The following is a 24,682-nucleotide window of genomic DNA, read 5'->3' on the forward strand; positions in this document are numbered from 1 at the left end:
TCTACCATTGCTCATCCTCCCTCTATTATTTGAGTGAAAATCTTGCACAGGTTCTGCTATGTTATAAGCTCGCAGAAGTCCTTTACTTGATTGCCTCAACTTTTAAATGGTTAACTAAATCGGATTTGCTGAATAGAATTCTTCGCCCTACCTGATGATAAGGAATAAGGTTTTTCCTTTGGTAGTGCCATAACGATGTAAGCGAACAGCCTAAGAATTGACTTGCTTCTTCACGAGACAGCATTTTGTCATCTGCCTTTTTGTTTTCTTGTGGCGAACTTATAGTATTAAGTTCTTCTTTGATTGTTTCTTTTAGTAGAGCTTTGATTTCATTTCTAAACTCTTGTGTTAATGATAATTCCAACTTCATAGTGAATCAATTTTAAAATTTATTTTGATTCAAAAGTCTTTATGGAATCATGCGTGGGTTGGGGTTTGGGTCGACCCAAACACTTAAAAATATTCCAACTACATTTAAGTAGATTTACATTTATTCAATGAAAATGTATTGATTTACAGTATTTTTGATTTCAATTTCTACAAACAAAAATAATATTGACTCTGAACCCGTCAAGGGTATATAAACGGACTGCCGCAGGCGCAACACAGTCCGCCCTTGACTGAACCCTCATCAATTATTTAAATGGTTTTTGAAAGTTGAAAACGAAAAAATATTAGGGTGTGGATGACGTGCTAGATTAACATGACGCCATCCCAAATCGTGAGGAGATAACGTATTAATTAAAAACTTACCAAGTCGTTTTCTAGCTCTTTAAGTTTCTTATCTGCTAGAGTTACTCCTTCTTGAAACAGTATCAGTTCAAATTGTGAGCGTACTGATTTAACATCTTTAATTAGTGATAAAACAGCTTTTTCTTTTGAGCTTTCTGTACGTTTGAAGGGTTCATTAATTAGCTTTCTCATCTTATCAGGATTCAAGCCTGTGAGGTAATAAATAAAGTTTGCATCTATAGTGTGCTCACCTGACCTTAATGGAAACTTATCTAGTTGTCTTAAAAAATATAATGCAATCGCAGCTTGTCGGATGGACGCCTGTTTTGTATTCGTGCTTTTGCTAGTCTTTTTCTGTGCCTTTAAATAGTCTATTGCGTATTTTAATTCCTGGGCTTTTACAAAGTTCTTTTGTTGCTGTTTATGACCAAACGCAAATGCATTGCCACTCATGATTTTGTCATACTTCTGTTGCATTTCAGATTCAATATCATATTCGAATTCTTCACCTTTTTCTTTGGCGAGCTGTTCTTGATATTCTTTTATGCTCTCGTATTTATTGAGTATTCTTGGTTTATCCATTATCCAAACACTTTGTCCATTTCACTTTTCTTATGCTCATCCACAACTTTAAAGTAACGTTTAAACACCTTGTAATCTTTGTGTGTGGTTATGTCCATTATCACTTCTGTTTTCATGCCTTTTGCAAGCGCATTTGTGATAAAGGTTTTTCGAGCGATATGCGAAGATAATATTTCACTTTTATCAACCATTTTTTCTTCACGTATTCCACCTTTGTATTTTACAAGCTGTACTTGTGAATTTAGTTTGACATACCGACCTAACTCCTTTAAGTACTCATTGAATTTTTGGTTAGTTATATCTTCAAATACATTACCCTTTTTGCCTTCGTATTTCTGATAGATAGTACGTGAGTATTGATTTAATGGAATTGCATTTGGTGTGTTGGTTTTTATTGTGGTAATAAATATGTAATCATCTTTAATGTTTTCGTGTTTAAGATTCATGATATCAGAGAAGCGCATGCCAGTAAAACACCCGAAACAGAAAACATCTCTTACTTTTCTTAATCTATCATTAACTGAAAGGTCATAATTGTTTAAATGCATTAGTTCATCCCAAGTCAAGAAGAATATTTGTCCTTCATTAGATACATTCTTAAACTTTAGGTAAGTAGTGTTTTTATTATAGCCTTTTTCAGTTGCCCAATTCAAAAACGTTTTCAACTTCTTCACATCTTTTGCAATCGTGCTATTGGCTAGCTTCATATTATTAAGCAAGTAATCCACATACACTTCATGAAACGAGTTATTTATTGAATTATAAGCCAAAGTGTAATTGGTGTCTTTTACAAAGTCCTCCAAATGACTTAGTGTGGTTTGGTAGCTTTTTATTGTGTTAGGTTTTTTGCTATTCTTTGATACTTCGATGTACTCTTTAAAATGTGTGATGATGTTAACCGAATCTTCACGATTAAGGAAATCATTTATTTTTTCTTTCAGCTTGTCAAGGTTAACCACCTCACCTTCTACTAAGTACTTGTTGTATTCATCCTCTGTATAATATGCTAACTTATCAAGGAAAGCGTTAAGTGTAGTAGCATTGGAATATTGACTTTTTGCTCTATGCTTCAGAGGCAACCAGTTTTTTTCCTCAATGCGTTTACCTATGTAATGACGTAACCTTTTGCCCTTATATACGACAACTAAGAATATTTGAAATGGCTTTGTTGAGTTAGGTACCTTTTTAAGGTTGAATTTTACAAGTGAGTTAGTTTTATATTTCATAGCCCATATTTAAAGTGGTGGCAAATGTGGTGGCAAATATTACTTAATTCATTTGAATTGTAATAAATGACATTGAAACTCAAATATAGCTATTCCTTTATTAATAGGGCTTTTGAGACGCTTTTAAAATTTAATTAATTTTTATTGGAGGTTTGAAATTATTCCCGTCGGGACTACTTTTTAAGAAATCAAACGAAATCAAAAGCCTGTAAATTAATTGATTTACAGGCTTTTAACATTTTTTAACTCTCCATTATACATCAATATATCCCAATTCTCTGGTGAGGCATTAGGTGAATGAAAATTCTATTTAACTTAGTGCTCACCAGACCCATCGCAAACACCTGTATTACTGCACATTAATAGATGTTGTTTTTATATTATTTTGGGTGTTTTTGGTGGGTTTTGACCTGCTTTTTGAATATTTATTAATTTAATTCGAATCAATCTAAATGAGTGATTATGAATGAACAACAAACACTAGGAATTCAGTTCGTTTTAAGAAAACGAAAAGATAGGAAGCAAGGACAAGTCTATATCCGCATTACTGTGGATGGTGATAGATGTGAGTTTTCGACTCACTTACAACTAGATAATAAAGAATGGGATAAGCAAATGGGTATGATGAAAGGTAAAACTGCCATAGCTATCCATAACAACCAGATGCTTGACCAGATTAAGGGAAAATTGATTGGAATTTATCAAGATTTAAGAATAAGAGAAGAGTTTATTGATGCTAAAACAATAAAAGACCGTTACCTTGGTAATAATGAGAAAAAGAACACACTACTTAAACTCATCGATTTTCATTACGAATCACAAAAACACACTTTAAGTGAGAGTACGCTAAAGTACTACATAACAACAAAGCGTTATCTAATAGCATTTCTTCAAAACATAAAACAAACACAGGATATTTACCTCAGAAAGATTGATTATAAATTTATTACAGAGTATGAAGCCTTCCTGCGTTCGTACCAACCGCCATCGCAAGGTCAAAGGAAGTTGGCACATAATACCATTATGAAATTAATGTCCAGGCTCAGAACGCTTATTAATTTTGCCATTAAGCTGGAGTGGATGGAGCATTATCCTTTTCGTGCATACAAACTTTCATACAAGCAAAGTACTCGCACTTTCTTAGACACTAAAGAGCTTGAAGCGATTGAATCAAAACACTTTTCATTTGAACGCTTACAACTTACAAAAGATTTGTTTATTTTCTCATGCTATACAGGTTTGTCATTTATTGACATTGTAGAGTTGGAGAAGGAAGCCATTGTTAAAGGCATTGATGGTAACCAATGGATAAAAATGAATCGTCATAAAACGGAACATCTCTTGCAAATTCCGCTACTTCCAGAAGCTGCTCGTATAGTTGAAAAGTACAATGGCCATCCTATCTCTGATTACAGAGGTCGTATCTTTCCTGTGCCAACTAATCAGAAAGTAAATGCATATCTGAAAGAAATAGCAGACATCTGCCAAATTAGGAAGAAGTTAACTTTCCATATGGCAAGACATACTTTTGCAACAACAGTAACATTAAGTAATGGTGTTCCTATTGAAACGGTAAGTAAAATTTTGGGACACACTAAAATATCCACAACACAGATTTATGCAAAGGTTGTTGAGAACAAAATTAGTGAAGACATGAATATATTGAGGAGTAAGCTGACTGGAAATAAAAGAAATGATAATTCGAGTATGGCATTATAATCACTAGAAACCAAATCGTTTCCGATCCTCTTTTAAAATTGACAAATCAAGATAATAATCTGGCTGTCCGGTAATTTGATGTGTTTATTTTCGAACAGTTTACTGATGTAATTTGAGCTCAAATCTTTTACCTGTTTATTAATCATCTAAAATAGAGAACACCTCACTATCAAAGCCACGGGGACTTAGATAGTCATATTGTAATTAGAATGATTATACGCCATCTACTGCTAAGGTGCATCTATAGAGTTCTCTTTGATGGCACATGTTAATCTCAGAAAACCTGGGTTTGCTGAGACACAATAGAATATCTTCCTATTATATAGAATTTAACAGCATTTCCTTCATTTTAGCCAATTGCTGGGGAAATTTCTTTTTCCAATGATTCTATTCAGCTTCATTGTCTGCTTCATTTGTTTTTAAATCAAGCCTAGATACGAAACTGTTATTCATTATTGCTCATATAGGTCATCGACTTAAGCAAATCATTTACATTGATGATAGCAATTCCTGTTGATATATCAGACATGGCATATGGAATGATTAATTCTTGATTTTGTAACAGGCCGCCACAGGAATAGATTACATTAGGCACATAACCTTCCCGTTCTGCTTTTGTTGGTGTTATCAGTGGTTCATCCAGTCGGGCTATCACTTTTGTGGGATCATCCAAATCAAGTAATATCACCCCAATGGCATATTGTCGCATGGCACCAACACCATGGGTGAGCACCAGCCACCCCTTATCCGTCTCTATGGGAGAACCACAATTACCAATCTGTATAAATTCCCAGGGCTTCGTTGGTTCCTGAATAATCTGGGATGATTGCCAGAAGTGCAAATGATCAGAAAACATGATGTGGTTATTTTCGCCATCTTGCCGCGATAACATCACATACTTTCCATTGATCTTACGCGGAAACAGTGCCATTCCCTTATTCTGAACAGCCTTACCATTCAGAGTCATCACTTTAAAGCGGAGAAAATCCCTGGTTTCAATCAATTGAGGCAGGATGCTGAACCCATTATATGCTGTATAAGTGGCATAGTAAGTCACTTCACCATTGTCATCTTTAAATAGTACAAAACGAGCATCTTCAATTCCCCTGCTTTCATTATCAGAAGATGGAAAAATGACTCTTTCCGAAATGTTACTGGTTTCATCAAACTGAAGCGTATAATTGGAGTTAGCCACCCAGTAAATAATCTCAATAACTTTATCATTGCATACAAAATCAGGATCTAAGTATAACACACCTATACTAACCTTTAGCTCCTGATAAGAAAAAGTATCTGGAATCTGCTCAAATATGCGAATGCTTGTTTCATCCCAGGCGTCCAAATCCTGCAGTTTCATTTGAAATAAGTGCCGATCATACGCCGAATTGTGGCACACTGAAGCCTGCTCGACATACCTGTTAGTTTCATCAAATGAGAATGAACCATCTTTATTAATAACACCACTACGAAAAACAATGGAGGAAATATGTCCTTCACCAGTGGCCCGCAAGCTCATAATAAATCTCAGGCAACCATCTACAACATATTTCTGGTTTGGATGTGCAACAATGGAAGGATTAAACAAAGCAGCTGATTCAATGGAATATTCCATGGTTAAATAGGCGCCAATAAGCATCCGCATATTTTGGCTTAGAGTCACAGAGGCTGGAATATACTCCGAAACTTTATTAAAATGCTTAATCAACTGGTGATCCAGGTTTTTATGTCTGCTTTCAAAGTCACGATATACCTTTTGTAATTCCTTCTCTATCTCATCATTAGTAAGCTTAAGTACCCTGTTGATGATGTTGTTGATACGCGTTAATTCACCTGGGATATGAGCACGTGTGATAACGCGTGAATCGTCACCACGAATAATTATCTTTTGCCTTTGCACCAGTTCTGTAGCGTTTTTGTCCTCAATATTAAATACTGCCATGACCTTTGTATGTATTTTATTTGCGACTTAGAATTCTTTTATAAACTTCAATATACCCTTCAACCATTTTATCCTGCGAAAAATTAGAGGTAGCCCACCATTTGCAGTCCCATCGATTGATAGTTGAAATCTTATCAACAGCAGCAACGGCTTCATCAAGCGTATTCACCAAAAAACCGCTTTTTCCATCAAGTATAATTTCGGGCATTGACCCTCTGTTAAAAGCGATTACAGGAGTACCGCAAAACATGGACTCCACCACACTTAATCCAAAAGGTTCATTGAAACTAATCGGATGTAACAGGGCAAATGCCTGCCTCAACAACTCATCCCGTTGTTTAGGCCCTGAATTACCTACAAAAACAATGTCATCGTCATTGATATGAGGTTTAACACGGCTGTAAAAATAATCTTCATCCTGAACCAATCCGGAAATAATAAGCTTGCGTTTTGTTCTTTTTGCTATCTGAATGGCCTCGTAGGTGCCTTTTTCAGGATGTATTCTGCCAAAAAAGAGCAAGTAGTCGTCGGGGTTGGCATTGAAGGTAAAATCAACCGGATTAATGCCATTGTAAACTGTGGCAATATAATTTAGATCAGAGCTTCGATCAGCATTACTAATAGAAACGTAAAAATTATGGTTGTTGTATTGCTTAAAAATCGGGATAATCTTTGGTGATGAAAAACCATGAATGGTTGTAACCATTGGAGATTTGATAAGTCTGGAATAGCTCAGCGGTAAGTAATCAAAATGATTATGGATAATATCGAAATCATCAGCTTGTTCCATTAGGTAACTGATGTGAAGACATTCCCACACCTTGGGAGCGATCGAATCGTCTTCGGCATAGGCGGTAGGCGAGATAAATTGCAATTTAGCATTGGTACTAGAGTTTCCGGTTGCGAATAAAGTCACATCCAGCCCTTTGGCAACCAAGCCTTCGGTAATGTTAAAAGCAACCTGTTCCCAAGGTCCATACCTCAGGGGAGGTGTTCTCCAGGCTATTGGTGATAATATGGCTATTTTCATGGGCTTATAATTTGTTTTTATATCTGCTTAGGAGAGACGAAAGTCGTCAGGAAGATTCATACACGGTTGAATAGCTTTCTTGTGTTGGTTTCATGGCTTTACGCTCTTTAATTCCGGATGTATAATTTATATTGTTTTAATCTGATACTTAGAGTCCTGTTCTTAATTCAAAAAACAGATAAAAACAGACTTTTCTATTCGTTAATTATCACCAGGTACGAAACTTAACTTTATTTCTCTTCGACTACTGGCTTATAAAGCTTGTCTGAGATTACTGAGACAATGATCAACCAATTCGTCAATAACTGCTGTTCCGACACACATCACCTTATCAGCACCGCCCCAATACAGTTTTAAAGTTCCATCGGGTTCAGGTATGGCACCACAGGTAAAAACAACATTGTGCACATAGCCCGTTATCTCATACTCTTCTTCGGGCTGTAAGATCCATTCATCACCAACTGCAATAATAACTGACGGATCTTCAAGCTTATGCAAGGCAACACCTAAGCGGTAAACACATCCGTCCATTGTAGGAAATACACCATGGTATATATTTAACCATCCGCGCGATGTTTTGATAGGGCTTGCTCCGGGGCCGATTTTCATTTCATCCCAATGGTATTGCATTGGGCGCATAATCAGTTGAGATTGACCCCAATGAATTAAATCAGGCGAATAGGATATCCAGATGGACCAGGGGGATATTTCGGAGTGCGGACGATCTAAACGGGCATATAGGTTATTGAACTTTTCGGGGAAAATTACAACGTTCCGATAGTCGGCTTCGGTTATAAGAGCCACGCGCTGAATATGGTCAAAGTCTTTGGTTTTTGCCAGTCCAATCCTAACACCATATTGGGAGTAGGCACTGTAAGTAATCAAATATTCTCCATCTATTTTTACAATGCGTGGGTCCTCAATACCATAAGCTTCATATTTTTTAAACGGTTGCTCCTTTGATGGTATCATAAAGGGCTGCTTATCAACTATAAAGTTAAAGCCGTCATAACTCACTGCTTTACCCAATATGCTACGCCCATTAAATTTGTGGGATCTGAAAATCATGATGTACTTATCCTCATGTTTGACCATACCTGCATTATGCACTGTTGCAACAGGATAGGGCACATCATCTTTTTGCAGAATCGGATTACCGGAATATCGTTTTATTAACATTTTTAATGATTTTAAGTAAGTAGTAGGTGCATTTCGTCGTAATTGACATCACTTAAGGCTGTAAAAATCTTCATGTGCTTTTAACAACGTTAAGTGTGAGATAAGGTACGCCAGGGTGCTTTCGGCACCTTGGTTTCGATTGATTCCGTCGCGCTCTAAGCCGTCGCAACATCCATGGGTTTCAAAATCATACAGTCGCATTCGCAAATCATTTTCACCAAGAAACCACATGAAAGAGGTAAATAATTTGCTTAAGTATTCTTTATTTTTGGTGAGGCTATAGGCCTGATGAAACATCAGAATCATTGCCATGGCATCAACCGGTTGCTGACTAAACATCGCTTTGCGACCGTTTTTGTTAAACCATCCATCATTACCTACTAGAGACAGGTAACCATCACTCAAAGTGTGTTGAATTAAAAAGTCCATAGATGCGATACCAACACCCTTGATATGCTCATCATTAAGCATCTCAGCAACATGCAATAGCGCAAGAGGAATCATGGCATTATCGTAGGTCAATACCTCTTCAAACCAATTCCAGTCTCTAGAGCTATTATTATCATAATGAGTAATCAATTTATTGGCTAATCTTCTTAATACAGCCACCATACTGTTGTTGTCAGGTGAGTTATTTAAATAATGGCTTATTCCTATTATTGTATTGGCAATGCTGCGAATAGATTTCAGTTCTTCAAAAATGGGGGCAGCTTTAAAGAACAAGGAATGACTTGCCTGGTAATAGGAATCATTGGGTGCATTAGCCATTAAGTAGCCTAGAGCCCAGATGGTTCGGCCAAAGGAGTCTTCTGAACCTACGTTGTCTATATAGTTCCGATTGAAGCTCAGGAAGTTTCTAAAGGAGCCATCCTCGTTTTGCATGTAATGGATATAACTCAGATATACATGACATAAATCCAGTGCCTTTTTACTTTTCTTTTGAGTATAGGTCATGAGTGCCATTAGAAGAGCTCTGGCATTATCATCGAGGCAATAGCCATGTTTCAAATTAGGTATGCCATATTTAGCATGCTGAATAATCCCGGTATCATCTGTTAATCGTTTAATATGCTTTAGCGAAAATGCAGGTATCATCAACAAATCAAACGGTTGCTCATTGTCGTCATCCTCTTTTATGTCTTCATGAATAGTGTGCGCCAATAATTCACTGTACTTAATACCGGTTATAGGCCAGGTAATTTCTTTTCCATAGTTACCTGCATTTTTTCTCAAGGTATTCAGTTCCTCAGGGTGATCTAATAAATCAATCAAGATGTCGGCCAGCTGATCTGAATTGCCAAAATCAAACAGAAGCCCCCGGTTGTTAGCCAGCAATTCAACCGCATGCCAATAGGGTGTTGAAATAACACAAGAACCAACACCTACAGCATACGAAAGGGTTCCGCTGGTTATCTGCGCCTCGTTGTTGTATGGTGTGATATAAATATCCGATGCATACAAGTACATAAATAGCTCATCCTGGCTCATATACTTATGCGGAATAATCACATGGCTTTCCAAACCTAAAGTTTTGACCAATTGCCTCAGGTAGATGAGATACTCTTCTCCGGAATAGCGCAGCACATTGGGGTGGGTTTTACCCAATACAAAGTAGAGGCTATTAGGATGCTCTTCAATTACCTTTGGCAATGCTTTAATGGCGACATCAATACCTTTATTACGCCCCAGGAAACCAAAAGTGAGTATCACATTTTTATCCTTAAGCTTTAAGGTGCTTTTTGCCTTTAGATGGTCAAGTTGATATTGCGGTACACCGTGTTCAATCAATTCTATTTTATCTTTAGGTACACCATAAATATCATCCAGGAAATCAATAGCCTTTTGGGTCATTACAACTATTTTGCAAGCCTTTTTACTTATCTCCTGAAGTATTAACTTCTCGCTGTAGGACGGGGTGTTAAGGATGGTGTGAAGAGTTACAACAAGAGGTATTTTCAGGCGGTGTATCAATGGAAGGATGTAAACTCCATCCTTGCCACCAAAAATGCCGAACTCATGCTGTAAGATACAAATGTCGGTGCCACTGTGGTTTATAAATTTTGCGGCATCAATGTAATCACGCTGGTAATCCTGCCGGATAATCTGTTCCACTTCATTTGGATACGAAAGTAATTTATCTGAATTGTTTAAAGCAATAATGCTAACATGGTTATGGTGATTTGCCCCAATAATCGATTCATAAAGGTGGCGGGTGAATGTGCCGATACCACATTCTCGGGGAGGATACGTTCCTATTAATACTGTTTTCATAATCCCATTCTTTTCATTGTCAACGGTCAATCAATTAGTTGCAACAACTAATTGTTAAAGTATGAGGTTATGGAAACGTATTTCAAACCATAACAAGTTAGTGAAATAATAATGGAATAGATAGAAAACAATCATCTTTTATGGGCATACTGCAACCTAAATGCCGCGGCATATCTATTTCTGAAGAGAGAGTTTTGTTTTTTTAATAGTACGATATCGAAAACTGAAAATCTTAATTCTGACTTCGGCTTTAAATTCGACGATAGATAGTCCAAAACGGCTTTATAAAAAAATCGAATATCCTTAACTTTATACTGCGGCTCCTCTACTTCAGTGCCTTGTTTGTATTTGCAACACCAGAAAAAAGGAGTACGAAGTGACAACTGAAAAGCCTATTATAAAAATATGAAAGTTTACATCAAAAATATGGTATGTATTCGCTGCCAAATGGTTGTTAAGAGTGAACTGGATAAGCTGGGATTGGAATATACAGATGTAAAAATTGGAGAGGCTTGTATCATCGGGCCAGTGCCTGATGAAACCTTGAAAAAATTAGATGCGGCATTAAGAAAAGCTGGGCTGCAGCTTATGAGCAATAAGAAAAGCATCCTCGTTGAAAAAATAACCAATGCGATTATTGAATTGGTGCATTATACCGAAGAACAAATAAAAGTGAACCTATCGGATTACCTGAGTGAAAAACTTTGCTACGACTACACCTATCTGGCCAATCTGTTTTCGGAAGTAAAAGGCACCACCATCGAAAAATTTTACCTGAAGCATAAAATCGAAAAAGTTAAAGAGCTCATTGTCTATGATGAACTAAACCTTTCAGAGATAGCTTACAAGATGCATTACAGCAGTGTTGCACACCTATCCAACCAGTTTAAAAAGATGACAGGCCTGACACCTTCTCACTTTAAAAAGCTTAAAAACAAGAGACGTGACACACTCGAAAATGTGTGAATTTTGTAAAATTAAACAGGAAAAATGTAATGCCTTTTTTGACTGACTATACGAAACTTGCACCAATACAATTCTCGCAGACGCAATGGTTGCAATGTTTCTGATAAACAAACCATTTGCAAGCAGTAAAGCTGAGAGGATACAACTCATTAGTGGGGAATGGGATTAGCTATGAGCAGGCTAAACTATATTGATTAAAGGTGATAATGAACATTTTACTCGTATATCCGCTATATCCCGACTCCTTCTGGAGTTTTAAACATGCGCTTAAGTTTATATCTAAAAAAGCGGCGGTACCTCCACTTGGCCTCATCACTGTATCGGCCATGCTGCCAGGTGAATGGAATAAAAAACTGATTGATTTAAACATTTGTGAACTGGAAGCTAAGGACATTCTTTGGGCCGATTACGTTTTTATTAGTGCCATGCATATTCAAAGGCAATCCGTCAGTAATATCATTGCGGAGTGCGTGAAACTGGGAACAAAAATAGTAGCAGGTGGTCCGCTTTTTACTCAGGAGCATCATAACTATCCACAGATTGACCATTTTGTCTTGAATGAAGCAGAAATCACCTTGCCCTTGTTTCTGGCTGATTTGGCAGATGGCCATCCCGCCAAAGTATACAAAACAGACCAATTTGCCGATCTATCGCATACGCCAAGGCCTGATTATCACCTGTTGGAAATGAAAAAGTATTTCTTCATGAATATTCAGGTTTCCCGCGGGTGCCCTTTCTCATGCGACTTTTGTGAAATCACCTCCCTTTTAGGGCATAAGGTGAGAATGAAAAGACCCCGCCAGATTATTCTTGATTTGGAGGAGTTATACCGCTTAGGCTGGCGTGGACCTGTTTCAATTGTGGATGATAATTTTATTGGCAACAAAAAAGAAATTAAATACCAATTACTTCCTCAAATGAGACAATGGATGCAACAGCACAATCATCCTTTTGTCTTTAATATACAGAGTTCTATTAATGTTGCCGATGATCACGAGCTCATGTCATTGATGGTTGAAACTGGCATAACGTCAACTTTTATCGGCATAGAAACACCCGATGAAACATCACTTCATACCTGCAATAAACTACAAAACAAGGGTAGAAATTTGTTGCAATCCATTACAACCATTCAAAAGACAGGATTGACCGTTTCGGGCGGCTTTATTGTGGGATTTGACAGCGATACACCCAGTGTCTTTCAACGCCAAATTGACTTTATCCAAAAGAGTGGTATTGTTTCGGCCATGGTGGGCTTGTTAAATGCTCCCAGGCATACACAACTATATAAGCGCTTAGAGGCAGAGAAACGTTTAACCAAGGAAACCTCAGGGAACAATACCGATTTATCAATGAACTTTATCCCTAAAATGGATTACCATCAATTGTTGGATGGATATAAAAAGATAATAGCAGCCATATATACTACCAAACCATACTATAAGAGAGTTCGCCAGTTATTTTTAAATTATAATTATACCTACAAACAACATCAACGAATCAACTTTTCACTGGTTATTGCCTTTTTAAAGTCCATGTATATCATTGGTATTATTGATAAGGGGCGTATCGAATTTTGGAAATTATTAGCCTGGACCTTATTTAAAAAGCCTGCCTTGTTGACCGAAGCCATCACTTTTGCTGTTTACGGCTATCATTTTAGAACGGTATATGGCCTTAACCCGGGTTAGTAAAATGTGTGAATAATGTAAATGAAACCATCTAAAGTGTAACGAATTATGCTGTTTATAGAACTACCTTTGTTTTATAAGAAAAGCAGAATGTATGTCAAGCACTGAATTAGAAAAATCAAAGGCTCATATTCTAATTGAGATTATTGAATATGTTCCCAACTCTGTGGTGAGTAAAACCATTATAAAAAAAAACACAGGTAATGTGAGTGTAGTGGCTATAGACACTGGCAAAGCACTTGCCGAAAAGATCTCTCCCTTTGACACCTTTATCCAGGTCATTGAGGGCCGGGCAGAAGTGATGATTGACAAGCACTCCAATAATCTTATAGTCGGCGAAGGCATAATCATACCGGCGCATACATCCCATAATGTAAAAGCCAACGAACGCTTTAAAATGATTTCAACCGTTATAAAGAGTGGCTATGAGGATATAGCAATCTGAAAATTATTAAATAGTCAGGATGTCGGAAATTTAGGCGAGAAATCCGCTAGTTAATCAATCCTATTTTTGTTTGTCGGAATTACAAATACTGGAATACTTGAACCAAGTAGCACCTTTTGAGTAACACTGCCAATAGTTGTGTTTTCAAACCATTTCCGGCTGTGCGAACCCATAACTATCATATATGCGTTTAACTGATTGGCAACATCAATCAATGAATCGGCACACGGACCATTGGCTACCATAACTTTGATGTTCTTATCTGCAAGATGTAACATCGCCTTATTAAGAAATTCCTGCGAAATAGCATCAGGGTCAATTCGATCAGGTGCAATAGGTGTATCATTTTTTAAATGACCTGAGAAGCCAATAACAACAACCTGGCCAAGGGAACTATAATAATCTGCATCAGCTTTTACATGTACTAAAGTAACCTTAGCTTTTAAAGCTTTAGCTAGGGCATAACCTTCCTCAGCTACCTTTTGAGCGCTAGGATCAAAGTCGAGTGCAATAATAACTCGTTTCATCAGATGATAGTTTAATAGTTAAATAAACCATGCCAACAATCATATTTGTATAGGCTTCGAAAGCGAGCCAACCTAATAAAAGGTTCCTTTTAAGAAACCCCTCATTACTAACTTAAAAACTTATGGCTTAGCATTGTTATCTAATTAGTTTGTTAATCGTCTGGTTAAAATAAACCTCATAAGTATCGCTAATCCAGCAAATGCTAACAACCAATGAACGGATCCTGAGGAATTGAATCCAAAAAAGATAATTCCCCATATAACTATTAATAGTCCTGCTATAACATACAATAAATTTTTCATGGTATTTTTTTTAAAATAAGTATGTCAACAAACCAAATCTGATTAATTCAGCACATGGTTCATTCGAAAGAAGATGTAGTATAATTGACTGGTTAACCGACTAATACTTCTACACTAAAATCAACATTATATCGTTCTTCGTGATTTAATGGTTCATTCAAAACATCATTATTGAAGCAATCATCTTAGCCTGATCCTTATCAGATTGTAACTTAGCCAATGTTAGCTTGTGGGTATTTTCTAATATCAACAAGTAACAAAGCAATTATTCTAAACGCTTTATTACCCTATTTCTGTAGGAATACCTCCTAACATATACAAAGTTACAATCCAGTTATTGGGGAGTCCTTACACAAATCCATAAATATGTTACATAATTCACACATTGGCCACTTATAAAAAACAGGAGAATATCGTGATGAAGCCCATTCAACAGCAGTATGAGTTCAAAACTCAATTATCATTGCACTGATATACAAAAAAAAAGAGGTTCAATGGTTAATTATGATTTGACCTTCTGATTTTTAGTTTCATATGACACGTTCATTAATTTAGTCTTTGTAATTGTTTTGTCTGATTTTATAAATAGTAAATTGATCGTAAAAATTAGGAAATGTATTGTTGAGTAATTGCATCAGCCTATTCATTAGTGTCATGTAAACTCTGCAATCGTAACAGGTTGGATTTTAAATTAGCTATCCGGCGGCTTTCAACCTTTACTTGTTTCATATGGCCTAAATTCATCGAAAGATATACAAACGGTTTGTACCAATTGCCTAATAATCGCTTCAATACTGACGTTTTACTATAAAACTTCTTCCTGGCATTTATTTTCCCCAGCTGTAGCTCAAGGGGAGTCATGTTTTTAGGCCTAAACACAACTGTATTGTGGTCATAATACTTCCAATCTGTTGTTATTAAGCGATCCTCATTTTTTAGCTTCTCATACACTTTGGTTCCGGGATAGGGAGTTAACACATTGAATGAAACTGTGCTCACTTTGTTTTGCACCAGAAATTGAACTGTTTCATCAAATATTTCCTTCGTGTCATCATCAAAGCCAAAAACAATTGACGCATGGATAAGAATTCCCATCTTTTTTACCTTTTTAAAAGCGTATTCAAGATGTTGAATTTCCTTTATTGATTTGCGCATAGATAGCAGCTGTTTGACCGAAACACTTTCAATACCCAAAAAAAGTGACTGACAGCCACTCTCAGCTGCTAATTGTATCAATTCATCATCACCCACTAATAAAGATATAGAAGCTTGTCCAACCCATTTGATTTTCAATGGCTTAATGGCTCTAAAGAGCGCTTTGGCATATGCTGGGTTACCAATAATATTATCATCCAGAAAAATAAAGACCTTTGCTTTTGATTCTCCTATGTCGCGTACAACATTTTCAACTGAAATATGTCGTATTTTTTGTCCGAATAAGTTAGTTACACAGCAAAAATCGCAATTATAAGGGCAGCCACGAGTCGTTAATATTGGAATTATATTGAATAGTCTTTTCGATGCTATTTTTCTAAAATCTTTACGAACATATTTCTCTAAATCAGGATTAGATTTGTGGTATTTCTGCTTCAATTGATTGTTTTCAAAATCGCATAGGAGTGTCTCCCAAACACCTTCTGCTTCACCAATAACCACCGCATTGGCATGCAATAAAGCTTCGTCAGGAAGTATGGTAGGGTGTACACCACCAAGTATGACTGTCTTCCCTCTTTTTTGAAAATCATCGCAAAGCTGATAAGCCCTGGGAGCATTGGCCGTCATGCAACTTATGGCAACCAAATCACATTCTTGTTCCAGGTTAACTGCCTTAGTTTCTTCCTCTATCACCTCTACATCAAATCGGTCAGGAGTTAACCCTTCAAGTATATAGAGAGCGAGTTGCGGTATCATAAGCCCTTTGTTGGTCCTTTTTTCAGCATCAACAGTTGGTGAGATGAGGAGAATTTTCATGTGTTTAATATTTATTTTTCAATGGTTAAATGCAACTCCTAGATAAATCTAAATCATCCAGTTCTCCTTAGGAGAGATTAACTATGTGTCAATTGGATTAATCATATTTACGTATTTGTTTCAAGTCTCTATACTATCTTTTGCATTACCTGTGCATTTCAGCAACTGTAAAATATATCTTAGCCAATCGTTTCTTTGCCGTTATACACAAGTATTTAATTGCCTAACAAAGGAGCCCTGATGGACAAACCTGACGAAAACAAATGGCTCTTACCAGAGAGCTTTTAATTAAAAAGGAGGTCAAAGAAAATCGATTTAAGTTACGAAACTTCTGCGCCTGCATCAAGTCAGATAATTACATTTCGCAACAGTTAAAAGCTACAGTTTTTTGGTTTGAAAGAGCATGGTTAATCCTGTAGTTAAAGAGCTTATATTGACATAACTTAGAACAAACCTCAAGATTTTGATTTAATCGCAATAGAGAACTGTCATATAATTCATTAACTTGATGTTTGTTTCAAATGAATAACAAAGTATGATGAATCTAAAAATAAGCTGATGAATTTAAAACTAGCAGTATTAATTGATGGTGACAATATTCCATCAGCCAACATCAAAGAAATGATGGAGGAAATTGCTAAATACGGTAATCCTACTATTAAAAGAATATATGGTGACTGGACACGACCTGACTTGAATAATTGGAAAAAGGTATTACTGGAGAATGCGATTGCGCCAATTCAGCAATACGCATATACATCGGGTAAGAATGCCACCGATTCAGCTATGATAATTGACGCCATGGATATTCTTTATTCTGAAAAAGTTAATGGTTTCTGTTTGGTATCGAGCGATAGTGATTTTACAAAACTGGCAACCCGTTTGCGGGAAGCAGGCATGATGGTAATCGGGATTGGTGAGAAAAAAACGCCAACGCCATTCATCGTTGCTTGCGACAAATTTATTTATGTTGAAATATTAAAAACAAGGGCTAAAGAAAAAGAGTTTGAAGACGATAAAGATGCTGAAAAAGAAACGTTTGATAAAATAACCACAAAGGAAATCAAATTAATTGCGGCAACCATTACCGATCTTTCAGATGATGATGGCTGGGCATTTTTAGGCGATGTAGGAAGCTTATTACAAAAGAAACGACCAAACTTTGATCCCAGGAATTACGGTTTTCAAAAATTAACTCCTTTGATTGACTCCATTGGTCGATTTGAGATTGAACAAAGAGACAGTCCCAATAGCAGGCACAAATTGATTTATGTGAAAAATAAAGTAAAATATATCTCAAAAAAGTAAGCTAACGATTTATTTACATACCCTACAAAGACAAGCAAATAAGCACCCAAGAAGGTGTTGTTTGGGATGACTTTATAGCTTTTCCCCATTTTGATTACCTGCCAAAAAATCACCTTTATTGGGACTCTTTACCATGGTTAGAAAATCCCAGACCTCATTTAAAATTTGACGTTCTTTAGTCCTCGGTGGCTTAATACCATCGAGGTATTGCACTTCAGCAACACTTTTAAAAAACTTATCAAAATCAGTATAATAGCCCTCTGTTCGCTTAAAACGGATAAAGACACTGGGAAAGCTTAGCTTAATCACAAATTCATATTCAGGAAAGAATAGGTTGTTTGCTCCCAGGTAGTAACTTTTAAATTTTTCAGGAATCATAACTTATTTATATTTTGATTATTGGCTGTTGCGTGTCGGAAATTAGATAAAGGCTATGTTATAAAATGACCAGTTAGCATTGCTTATGACAAGGTAAAGTAAATTTGAATTCACTACCCTGTCCTAAAATGCTTTCCACCCAAATTTTACCCCCTTCAATCTCAATAAATTCTTTACAAAGTAGTAAACCTAAACCTGTTCCCGGCTCTTGTGCGGTACCATAGGTTGAGTTAATAGCTTCCTGCTTAAAAATCTTTCGCAAAGCATCTTCATGCAGACCTATTCCATTATCTTTCACAACTATTTCAATAAAATCATTCTTTACATGAGCAGTAACTTCAATAGTACCATTGTTTTCAGAGAACTTGATGGCATTATTAATCAAATTTCTGAAAACTGTAGCAATCATATGCCTATCTATATAGGCAACAATATCCTTGTTGATAAAGTTATGAATGGTTATGTTTTTTTTATGAGCATTTAATTGCGCTGAATTGATGGCTTCGGCTAGAATGGGTGAAATGTTGATACGTGACGGTTTAAATGGCATCTTATCGTTTTGAACATTCAACCATTCTGATAAGCTAATAAGTAATTCGTATGTTATTTTAGACGACCGGTATAACATTTTCAGGAAGCTTTCGATTTCCTCCAATGTATAACTCCGAAAATCATTAATAAGCAACTCTACCAACCCCAAAATTCCATTAAAAGGGTTTCTTAACTCGTGCGCAATTATCCGATAAAATTTATCACGGGCTTTTATTACCTCCTCAAGATCATTTATTCTGTCATTAACAATTCTTTCAATTTCCCGCTGTTGATCATTTACAATTAGTTTTAGTTCAGCATTTTGCTGTTCTAATTTTTGAATATAATCATCTGTGGAAAGATTTTTCATCAAATTTAGTTTAATCTCTGTTTCGTTATTCGTGATAAATACCTTACTAAAACCGAAGGCTACACGAGAGCTTGAAAGTAGTGCAACAAAAACGTTTAAAAAGCATCTGACTCTACCAACAAGTTAGTAAAAATATAATGGAATACTTACAAAATAGCATATTATACAGGCTCCTTATTTTTTAAACTGGTGCATTTCTCAATATAACACTTCCTCACCTTAAAAACTTAAAAACAAGAGACGTGACACTCTCGAAAATGTGTGAATCTTGTAAAATTAAATAGTAAAAATGTAATACCTTTTTTTACTGACTCTACGAAATTTGCACCTATACAATTTTCTTTCAGACGGAATGATCGCAATATTTCTGACTTTGGCTGTGCAGCTTAAATTTATCTTATAGACAGACCTGTAAAAAAAATGTCGCAATGCTGAAAAGACCTGGCACAGCGATTGCAAAGTGATGCGTGAGAAGCACCTCTTGATCAAAGTGAAGTGTTTATTAGAGAAACCATCATGTAAATGATTAGTGCTTTTAGGCGGTGTTCTATTTGCTCAAAACTGATGTTATAAAATATGTATTTCAAAAAAACATAGATAGTTGAAAGTGAGATAGAATTGAATGGAGATTTAGCAGCGCGAAATTATCATTGGTAATACTTTAAAGATGCTTACTTAGCTGTTTCAAAATAGCTCTTAACTTGTTCGTTTTGGGTATGTAAGGCCTCCTCTAAAGTTCCCTGGAATACAACCTGGCCACTATCAATAAATACGATGCGGTCAGCTATTCTAAATATACTTGATACTTCATGTGTTACTACAACGATTGACATTCCTAATTGCTCTCTTAAGTTCAGTATTAATTCATCCAATGAAACCAGAGAAATGGGATCAAGGCCGGCACCCGGTTCATCACAAAATAGCAGTAACGGATCCATTACTATTGCCCTTGCTAAGGCTGCTCTTTTGAGCATGCCTCCACTTAGCTGGGAGGGGTATAAATAGTAGGCGTTTAATAAATTCACCAGTTTGAGTTTTGACCAAACAATTTGATCGATGAGTTCATGGCTCAGGTTACTGTTCTGTTCAAGAGGCAAAGCAATGTTTTCGCCTACTGTTAAGGTATTTAGCAATCCACCATTCTGATAAAAAACCCCCATTTGTAAGTACAGCCTATTCTGTTCCTCTTCCTGCATCTCAGCTATATCCTTATCAAAAATGACAACCGATCCTTTCTGAATATCCATGAGCCCCAGCAGGTGTTTTAAAAGCACTGATTTACCGGCTCCACTTCTTCCAAGGATGACTGTTATCTCTTTCTCATACACATTAAAACTAATGTCCGATAGGATATTGCGGCCGCCCAATGAGGCAGAAAGGCTTTTTATTTTAATAACTTCTCTCAATGTAATTTTTAATAAAACAGTAATCCCATGGCACTATCAGCAATAAAGACCAATGAAATAGAAACAACCACCGCCTGGGTAGTAACCTTTCCTACACCTTCGGCTCCCTGTTTAACACGAAGACCAAAAAAACTACCTGTTAGGACAATTATACAAGCAAATACAAGGCTTTTAACGAGGCCAATCAGAATATCTCTATTATATAGCGATTCCGTCATCCGATTGATAAATACCTGGAAACTTATGTCAAGATAAAAATAGGCCACAATCATCCCTCCAAATATTCCAAGTATATCTGCCAAAATAGTGAGAAATGGCAATGTAACAATAGTTCCGTATATTTTAGGAATCACCACAAAACGAACGGGATTTATCCCCATGGTTTTAAGCGCATCAATTTCGGAGGTCACCTTCATCGTCGCTATCTCAGCGGCAATGGCTGAACCGCTTCGACCGGCTACTAATATGGCTGGCAATAGTGGCCCCATTTCACTCATCATGGCAATAACTATCAAGTCTACAATGTAAATGTTAGCTCCCAAATTACGCAATTGAGTAGCAGATTGAATGGCCAATACCAATCCAATAATGAAAGACATGGCTAATACTATCCACAAGGCATTTACTCCAATGAGAACAGCCTGGTTATAAAACTCACCCTGGCGCTGCATTTTCGGCTTAACCAGGTCGGTAATTGACCAATACATTACATTAGTCATCAGAATAATAAACTCTTTTAGGTCATCGTGTAAAAAGCGATACATTTGGTATCCCACATTCTCCCCAAAAGGGACTTTCTTATTTTTTTGAATTTGAATCGATTCGTTTAAGGAAAAGGTTTGGAGTTTTAGTTTGATTTCCTTTCTACCGCCCTCTATCTGTACCTTAATTTTTCTTTCGCCCAATTTAGATTTTACATAGTTTAATGTAGTCACACCAATGCTATCAATGTGTTCCAGATGATCAATTTCAATGACAATCTGTTCATGGTTGTACTTTTTCAGGCACATCAGGACCTCCTCCATAAAAACATTGGCATTTCCAATCAGTAATGAACCGCCTAGATGCAAGGTTGTATCCTCCATATTCAACGAATAGGCTGGTATGTGATTCTTATTTTTCAAAACTGCTTATTTATTATCCAAAGCATATTTCATTATTTTTTCCGTGAAGGCATTTAATTCCTGATAAAACAGCACGCCAATGGATTTGGCATATTCATTTAAATCCTTTTTTTCGAGTTTTTGCAACTTGTCTGCGCGGTGCGTTATCAATGTTTTATCTTCAGTGTTAGCTGACAGTATAAATTCCAAAGAAATATGTGCCAATAAATGGTTCTCCTGTTCAACAATTTCAAGTTTGTATATGATCGTTCTTAACTTATAAACCGGGCTTAATCGCCAATATCGTGTTGAAACGCCTTTAAAAACAGGAGCCTGAGTAAAGTAATCTTCCAGTAGTAAAGTAAAGGATTCACCTGGTAACTGAGCCCATTGGTGATAGTTGTAATAGACTATTTCGTATCGATTACTCCTGTTTACTATTTTTTGAGTTCCATAGGCGGGGTATATCTGCACAGGACTGATTTCGCAGAATCCATTCAGGCAGGTGGTATCTGTATCCTTAGCGTACTGAATCGAAGGCGGTTTTTCAATCAAATAATATTTGGTTACCATTTTATTCTGACTAATACAAGCGCAAAATAAGATAAGCGTTATCGTTGTTATGAAGTGGATGAGTCTTCTCATTTTCTATTCTTTCAATTGATTATCAGGTGTATTCTTCTGGCTGGTGCCTCGAATCAGTATGGAAGGATCATTATTAATTTTGATTGCTGCCTGATTCAGGTTCTCAAGCGTCAACCTTAAGAGTTGAAGGCTTTCGGAGAAATCCTGGCTTCCCCGATCAAGGTCGTTATCCATTTTGCTTAATAACAGTTCTATTTGATTGGCTATTGCACCTATATCAGCAACTAGAGTTTTGAAATCTGCTTCGTTTAATTTCATCGAAACATCCCTGATGTTTGCAAATATTTGGTCGATGGTTTCACTTTGGGCTTTGGAATGAACTGTTTCGATGGTTGACAGCAACAAACGGCTGGTTTCATCAAGGCGATAGCTGATATCTTTTAAAGGAATAATTGCTTTTCGGATATCCGATCTGTTTTCAATTATCAAACTATCCATATTGATAAGTACCATACTGGCATTGTCAGCCATTATTGTTATTTTATTCAAGTTGTCAGGTTCTGTAAAGAGTAAAAGGTTGTTCAGAACCATTTCAACTTTTTTAGCGATCACTTCAGCTTTACCTGAAATCTGGTAGGAAAAAGAGGATCCTGCCTTGATAAAAGAACCCGGTTTTAATGCTTTCGACTCATTAGTGCCCCCACTGATTTCGATGGCCTTTAACCCGGTGATCCCAATGGATGTGATATTCGCACTTGCATCCTCTTTAACTGGTGTTTCGGGATTAAGTGCTAATTCAACAATCACTATATTTACATTATCAGGATCGATGCTGATATTTTTAATACTCCCTACAAGGATACCCATGTATTTTACCGGACTACCTGCATCTAAACCACTCACTGATAAATCTTCAAATGACACGTAATAGGTATCTTCTTTTTTAAAATATTCACGAGCCGTGAAAAAGATCAAACTGAAAATAAGCACAGCTAAACTGACTAGTAAAAATAGTCCCAGTCTTATTTTTTGAGCACGGTTTTTCATATCTTTCAATTTACTTAATTACTAAGTTGATTGCAATAATATGTAGTATTGTGTGCTCATAATTAACCTTGCTAAGTAAACATGATACATCCATTCAATTATTGCTGCAATGCTCTTTTGTTCACCGGTACCCTTTATTGATTGCCTTTTTTATTTTTATAATCTTCCTGAAACACTTGAACTTGTAATTTAACCTGCACAAGTGCACTAACTATTGAACAATTAAGCTTGCATTATCTGCATTTCATATGATCATAGCATTATTCTAATACACATATTATTATCGATACCAGTTGTTTTTTCTACTGCCCAAAGGATATGGAAGGACGAGTGTTATCCCCCATGAGCAGGGACTGTTCAGAAATTACAAGTAGGACATGTTTCAAACAAGGTCAATAAGCCAATAAAAGTCACCCACTTTTTAATACATGCTTCGTCAAATTTATTATCGGCCATGATTTGATACAAAAGAGTTCGGTATAAACGCGCCAAAATCAATCATATAGGAAGCGAAATATTTATAAGTTATTAAATTATGGATTTCGTATTCTTGCCAACTCCAGCTATGCCCTTTTTTGATTACTAAGCTCTCTCATTCTAATGTTGATAATGCCTTTTGAAAGCTTGAACTCTGGACGAATAACTTTAATTGATTTTGAATGTTCTCTTTGGAAATATCACTATTTTTTAAAGTAGAATTTTTTAATATTCTCCTTAAAACTAATTGGATGCCAAAACAAAGCTTAACGTTTCATCTCTCAATATCTTGAAATATTGGTTATAGCTTATTTAATTCCTCTCGGTTGTAAATATCATCAGTCTATATAATATACGGAGAGAACAAGCCTATAACTTTTTAATTACAAAAAACCATTGTTAAATGCACTTAATTGACCAATCTTCAGGGAAGCCAACACGATTTTTTCAATATCCTCTTGTTGTTTTTTTATTACATTCTTAATTTTCAGCAAGAAATAATGCAACTTGTTATACCATTTGTAGTTTAATTTACACTATTCACACATTTATTGTTTTATTCAGCTTAATCCGGTAACTTTAAGTACTAAATGGAAGGTACATTAGAAATGTTTGAATATTTTTAGAGTTCTACGCAAAACAACCTTGGAATAAAAAGAATGATAGGAGCAATTTATCAAGATCCCGTTCTTTCCAATTTTGTAATCCTTTCTATGGTTATAATTACAGTAGGCATTGTTCTACGCTTGTTTAAACAGCTATCGATGGTAACTTACATAGTTGTTGGAATTATGGTTGGTCCATACGGTTTTGAAGTTGTTACAGATGAAATTCTGATCACTAACCTGGGTTCACTGGGCATTGTGGGCTTTATTATCACATATTGGTGAATTTAG

General features: G+C 36.2%; 21 protein-coding genes. 6 read left to right on the plus strand and 15 right to left on the minus strand.

Annotated elements, in window-relative coordinates; translation table 11 throughout:
- Positions 1-82 precede the first annotated feature (82 nt).
- The 3 genes from ACRD69_RS05220 to ACRD69_RS05230 form a co-directional block, all read right to left on the minus strand.
- Positions 83-370 (minus strand): helix-turn-helix domain-containing protein, encoded by a 288-nt coding sequence (locus ACRD69_RS05220; protein ID WP_430814012.1) that lies wholly within the window; start codon positions 368-370, stop codon positions 83-85.
- 371 nt (positions 371-741) lie between these two features.
- Entirely contained in the window at positions 742-1,314 is a 573-nt protein-coding gene (locus tag ACRD69_RS05225; RefSeq protein WP_430814013.1) for a hypothetical protein, read from the minus strand.
- Entirely contained in the window at positions 1,314-2,540 is a 1,227-nt protein-coding gene (locus tag ACRD69_RS05230; RefSeq protein ID WP_430814014.1) for a site-specific integrase, read from the minus strand. Before ACRD69_RS05230 ends, ACRD69_RS05225 begins: the two co-directional genes overlap by 1 nt.
- A gap of 462 nt (positions 2,541-3,002) precedes the next feature.
- On the opposite strand from ACRD69_RS05230, the gene ACRD69_RS05235 reads away from it, so the two are divergent.
- Complete coding sequence (locus tag ACRD69_RS05235) at positions 3,003-4,259, plus strand: site-specific integrase (RefSeq protein ID WP_430814015.1); 1,257 nt, start codon at positions 3,003-3,005, stop codon at positions 4,257-4,259.
- Between the two features lie 445 nt (positions 4,260-4,704).
- Here ACRD69_RS05235 and ACRD69_RS05240 read toward each other — a convergent pair whose 3' ends face one another.
- The 4 genes from ACRD69_RS05240 to ACRD69_RS05255 form a co-directional block, all read right to left on the minus strand.
- Positions 4,705-6,198, minus strand: coding sequence for a glycoside hydrolase family 130 protein (locus ACRD69_RS05240; RefSeq protein WP_430814016.1), 1,494 nt, complete (start codon positions 6,196-6,198; stop codon positions 4,705-4,707).
- A 16-nt stretch (positions 6,199-6,214) separates the two neighbouring features.
- Positions 6,215-7,228: a glycosyltransferase family 4 protein gene (locus ACRD69_RS05245; RefSeq protein ID WP_430814017.1), complete on the minus strand. Its 1,014-nt coding sequence runs from the start codon at positions 7,226-7,228 to the stop codon at positions 6,215-6,217.
- Positions 7,229-7,480: 252 nt separating this feature from the next.
- Entirely contained in the window at positions 7,481-8,407 is a 927-nt protein-coding gene (locus ACRD69_RS05250) for a glycoside hydrolase family 130 protein (RefSeq protein WP_430814018.1), read from the minus strand.
- 48 nt (positions 8,408-8,455) lie between these two features.
- On the minus strand, positions 8,456-10,678 hold the full coding sequence (locus ACRD69_RS05255; RefSeq protein ID WP_430814019.1) for a glycosyltransferase family 4 protein: 2,223 nt from the start codon (positions 10,676-10,678) through the stop codon (positions 8,456-8,458).
- Between the two features lie 405 nt (positions 10,679-11,083).
- Here ACRD69_RS05255 and ACRD69_RS05260 point away from each other — a divergent pair, with 405 nt between their 5' ends.
- The 3 genes from ACRD69_RS05260 (at position 11,084) to ACRD69_RS05270 (ending at position 13,780) form a co-directional block, all read left to right on the plus strand.
- Complete coding sequence (locus ACRD69_RS05260; protein WP_430814020.1) at positions 11,084-11,644, plus strand: helix-turn-helix domain-containing protein; 561 nt, start codon at positions 11,084-11,086, stop codon at positions 11,642-11,644.
- A gap of 206 nt (positions 11,645-11,850) precedes the next feature.
- Positions 11,851-13,335, plus strand: coding sequence for a B12-binding domain-containing radical SAM protein (locus ACRD69_RS05265; RefSeq protein ID WP_430814021.1), 1,485 nt, complete (start codon positions 11,851-11,853; stop codon positions 13,333-13,335).
- 94 nt (positions 13,336-13,429) lie between these two features.
- Positions 13,430-13,780 (plus strand): cupin domain-containing protein, encoded by a 351-nt coding sequence (locus ACRD69_RS05270; RefSeq protein ID WP_430814022.1) that lies wholly within the window; start codon positions 13,430-13,432, stop codon positions 13,778-13,780.
- A 50-nt stretch (positions 13,781-13,830) separates the two neighbouring features.
- On the opposite strand, the gene ACRD69_RS05275 is transcribed toward ACRD69_RS05270, so the two are convergent.
- Positions 13,831-14,307: a universal stress protein gene (locus tag ACRD69_RS05275; RefSeq protein WP_430814023.1), complete on the minus strand. Its 477-nt coding sequence runs from the start codon at positions 14,305-14,307 to the stop codon at positions 13,831-13,833.
- Positions 14,308-15,249: 942 nt separating this feature from the next.
- Positions 15,250-16,581, minus strand: coding sequence for a B12-binding domain-containing radical SAM protein (locus tag ACRD69_RS05280; RefSeq protein WP_430814024.1), 1,332 nt, complete (start codon positions 16,579-16,581; stop codon positions 15,250-15,252).
- 558 nt (positions 16,582-17,139) lie between these two features.
- On the opposite strand from ACRD69_RS05280, the gene ACRD69_RS05285 reads away from it, so the two are divergent.
- A complete protein-coding gene (locus tag ACRD69_RS05285; RefSeq protein ID WP_430814025.1) occupies positions 17,140-17,889 on the plus strand; it encodes an NYN domain-containing protein in 750 nt (249 codons plus the stop codon).
- A 72-nt stretch (positions 17,890-17,961) separates the two neighbouring features.
- Here ACRD69_RS05285 and ACRD69_RS05290 read toward each other — a convergent pair whose 3' ends face one another.
- The 6 genes from ACRD69_RS05290 to ACRD69_RS05315 form a co-directional block, all read right to left on the minus strand.
- On the minus strand, positions 17,962-18,267 hold the full coding sequence (locus ACRD69_RS05290; protein WP_430814026.1) for a hypothetical protein: 306 nt from the start codon (positions 18,265-18,267) through the stop codon (positions 17,962-17,964).
- 73 nt (positions 18,268-18,340) lie between these two features.
- The gene (locus ACRD69_RS05295; protein WP_430814027.1) at positions 18,341-19,168 is read right to left on the minus strand and encodes a sensor histidine kinase; all 828 of its coding nucleotides are present in this window, start codon (positions 19,166-19,168) and stop codon (positions 18,341-18,343) included.
- Between the two features lie 671 nt (positions 19,169-19,839).
- Complete coding sequence (locus tag ACRD69_RS05300) at positions 19,840-20,574, minus strand: ABC transporter ATP-binding protein (protein WP_430814028.1); 735 nt, start codon at positions 20,572-20,574, stop codon at positions 19,840-19,842.
- A gap of 8 nt (positions 20,575-20,582) precedes the next feature.
- On the minus strand, positions 20,583-21,698 hold the full coding sequence (locus ACRD69_RS05305) for an MlaE family lipid ABC transporter permease subunit (RefSeq protein ID WP_430814029.1): 1,116 nt from the start codon (positions 21,696-21,698) through the stop codon (positions 20,583-20,585).
- A 6-nt stretch (positions 21,699-21,704) separates the two neighbouring features.
- Entirely contained in the window at positions 21,705-22,322 is a 618-nt protein-coding gene (locus ACRD69_RS05310; protein WP_430814030.1) for an ABC-type transport auxiliary lipoprotein family protein, read from the minus strand.
- Positions 22,323-22,325: 3 nt separating this feature from the next.
- Positions 22,326-23,309 carry an MlaD family protein gene (locus ACRD69_RS05315; protein WP_430814031.1) on the minus strand — a complete coding sequence of 328 codons (984 nt, stop codon included), beginning with the start codon at positions 23,307-23,309 and terminating at the stop codon, positions 22,326-22,328.
- 1,241 nt (positions 23,310-24,550) lie between these two features.
- Here ACRD69_RS05315 and ACRD69_RS05320 point away from each other — a divergent pair.
- A complete protein-coding gene (locus ACRD69_RS05320; RefSeq protein ID WP_430814032.1) occupies positions 24,551-24,676 on the plus strand; it encodes a hypothetical protein in 126 nt (41 codons plus the stop codon).
- The last annotated feature ends 6 nt before the right edge of the window (positions 24,677-24,682 follow it).

The organism is Carboxylicivirga agarovorans (assembly GCF_050589845.1).
In the GTDB taxonomy this organism is placed as follows: Bacteria; Bacteroidota; Bacteroidia; order Bacteroidales; family Marinilabiliaceae; genus Carboxylicivirga; species Carboxylicivirga agarovorans.

Excerpts from the sequence above, each read along its gene's own strand:
- ACRD69_RS05220 (WP_430814012.1), bottom strand. The coding sequence starts at position 370 with ATGAAGTTGGAATTATCATTAACACAAGAGTTTAGAAATGAAATCAAA.
- ACRD69_RS05225 (WP_430814013.1), bottom strand. The coding sequence starts at position 1,314 with ATGGATAAACCAAGAATACTCAATAAATACGAGAGCATAAAAGAATAT.
- ACRD69_RS05230 (WP_430814014.1), bottom strand. The coding sequence starts at position 2,540 with ATGAAATATAAAACTAACTCACTTGTAAAATTCAACCTTAAAAAGGTA.
- ACRD69_RS05235 (WP_430814015.1), top strand. The coding sequence starts at position 3,003 with ATGAATGAACAACAAACACTAGGAATTCAGTTCGTTTTAAGAAAACGA.
- ACRD69_RS05240 (WP_430814016.1), bottom strand. The coding sequence starts at position 6,198 with ATGGCAGTATTTAATATTGAGGACAAAAACGCTACAGAACTGGTGCAA.
- ACRD69_RS05245 (WP_430814017.1), bottom strand. The coding sequence starts at position 7,228 with ATGAAAATAGCCATATTATCACCAATAGCCTGGAGAACACCTCCCCTG.
- ACRD69_RS05250 (WP_430814018.1), bottom strand. The coding sequence starts at position 8,407 with ATGTTAATAAAACGATATTCCGGTAATCCGATTCTGCAAAAAGATGAT.
- ACRD69_RS05255 (WP_430814019.1), bottom strand. The coding sequence starts at position 10,678 with ATGAAAACAGTATTAATAGGAACGTATCCTCCCCGAGAATGTGGTATC.
- ACRD69_RS05260 (WP_430814020.1), top strand. The coding sequence starts at position 11,084 with ATGAAAGTTTACATCAAAAATATGGTATGTATTCGCTGCCAAATGGTT.
- ACRD69_RS05265 (WP_430814021.1), top strand. The coding sequence starts at position 11,851 with ATGAACATTTTACTCGTATATCCGCTATATCCCGACTCCTTCTGGAGT.
- ACRD69_RS05270 (WP_430814022.1), top strand. The coding sequence starts at position 13,430 with ATGTCAAGCACTGAATTAGAAAAATCAAAGGCTCATATTCTAATTGAG.
- ACRD69_RS05275 (WP_430814023.1), bottom strand. The coding sequence starts at position 14,307 with ATGAAACGAGTTATTATTGCACTCGACTTTGATCCTAGCGCTCAAAAG.
- ACRD69_RS05280 (WP_430814024.1), bottom strand. The coding sequence starts at position 16,581 with ATGAAAATTCTCCTCATCTCACCAACTGTTGATGCTGAAAAAAGGACC.
- ACRD69_RS05285 (WP_430814025.1), top strand. The coding sequence starts at position 17,140 with ATGAATTTAAAACTAGCAGTATTAATTGATGGTGACAATATTCCATCA.
- ACRD69_RS05290 (WP_430814026.1), bottom strand. The coding sequence starts at position 18,267 with ATGATTCCTGAAAAATTTAAAAGTTACTACCTGGGAGCAAACAACCTA.
- ACRD69_RS05295 (WP_430814027.1), bottom strand. The coding sequence starts at position 19,168 with ATGAAAAATCTTTCCACAGATGATTATATTCAAAAATTAGAACAGCAA.
- ACRD69_RS05310 (WP_430814030.1), bottom strand. The coding sequence starts at position 22,322 with ATGAGAAGACTCATCCACTTCATAACAACGATAACGCTTATCTTATTT.
- ACRD69_RS05315 (WP_430814031.1), bottom strand. The coding sequence starts at position 23,309 with ATGAAAAACCGTGCTCAAAAAATAAGACTGGGACTATTTTTACTAGTC.
- ACRD69_RS05320 (WP_430814032.1), top strand. The coding sequence starts at position 24,551 with ATGGTAACTTACATAGTTGTTGGAATTATGGTTGGTCCATACGGTTTT.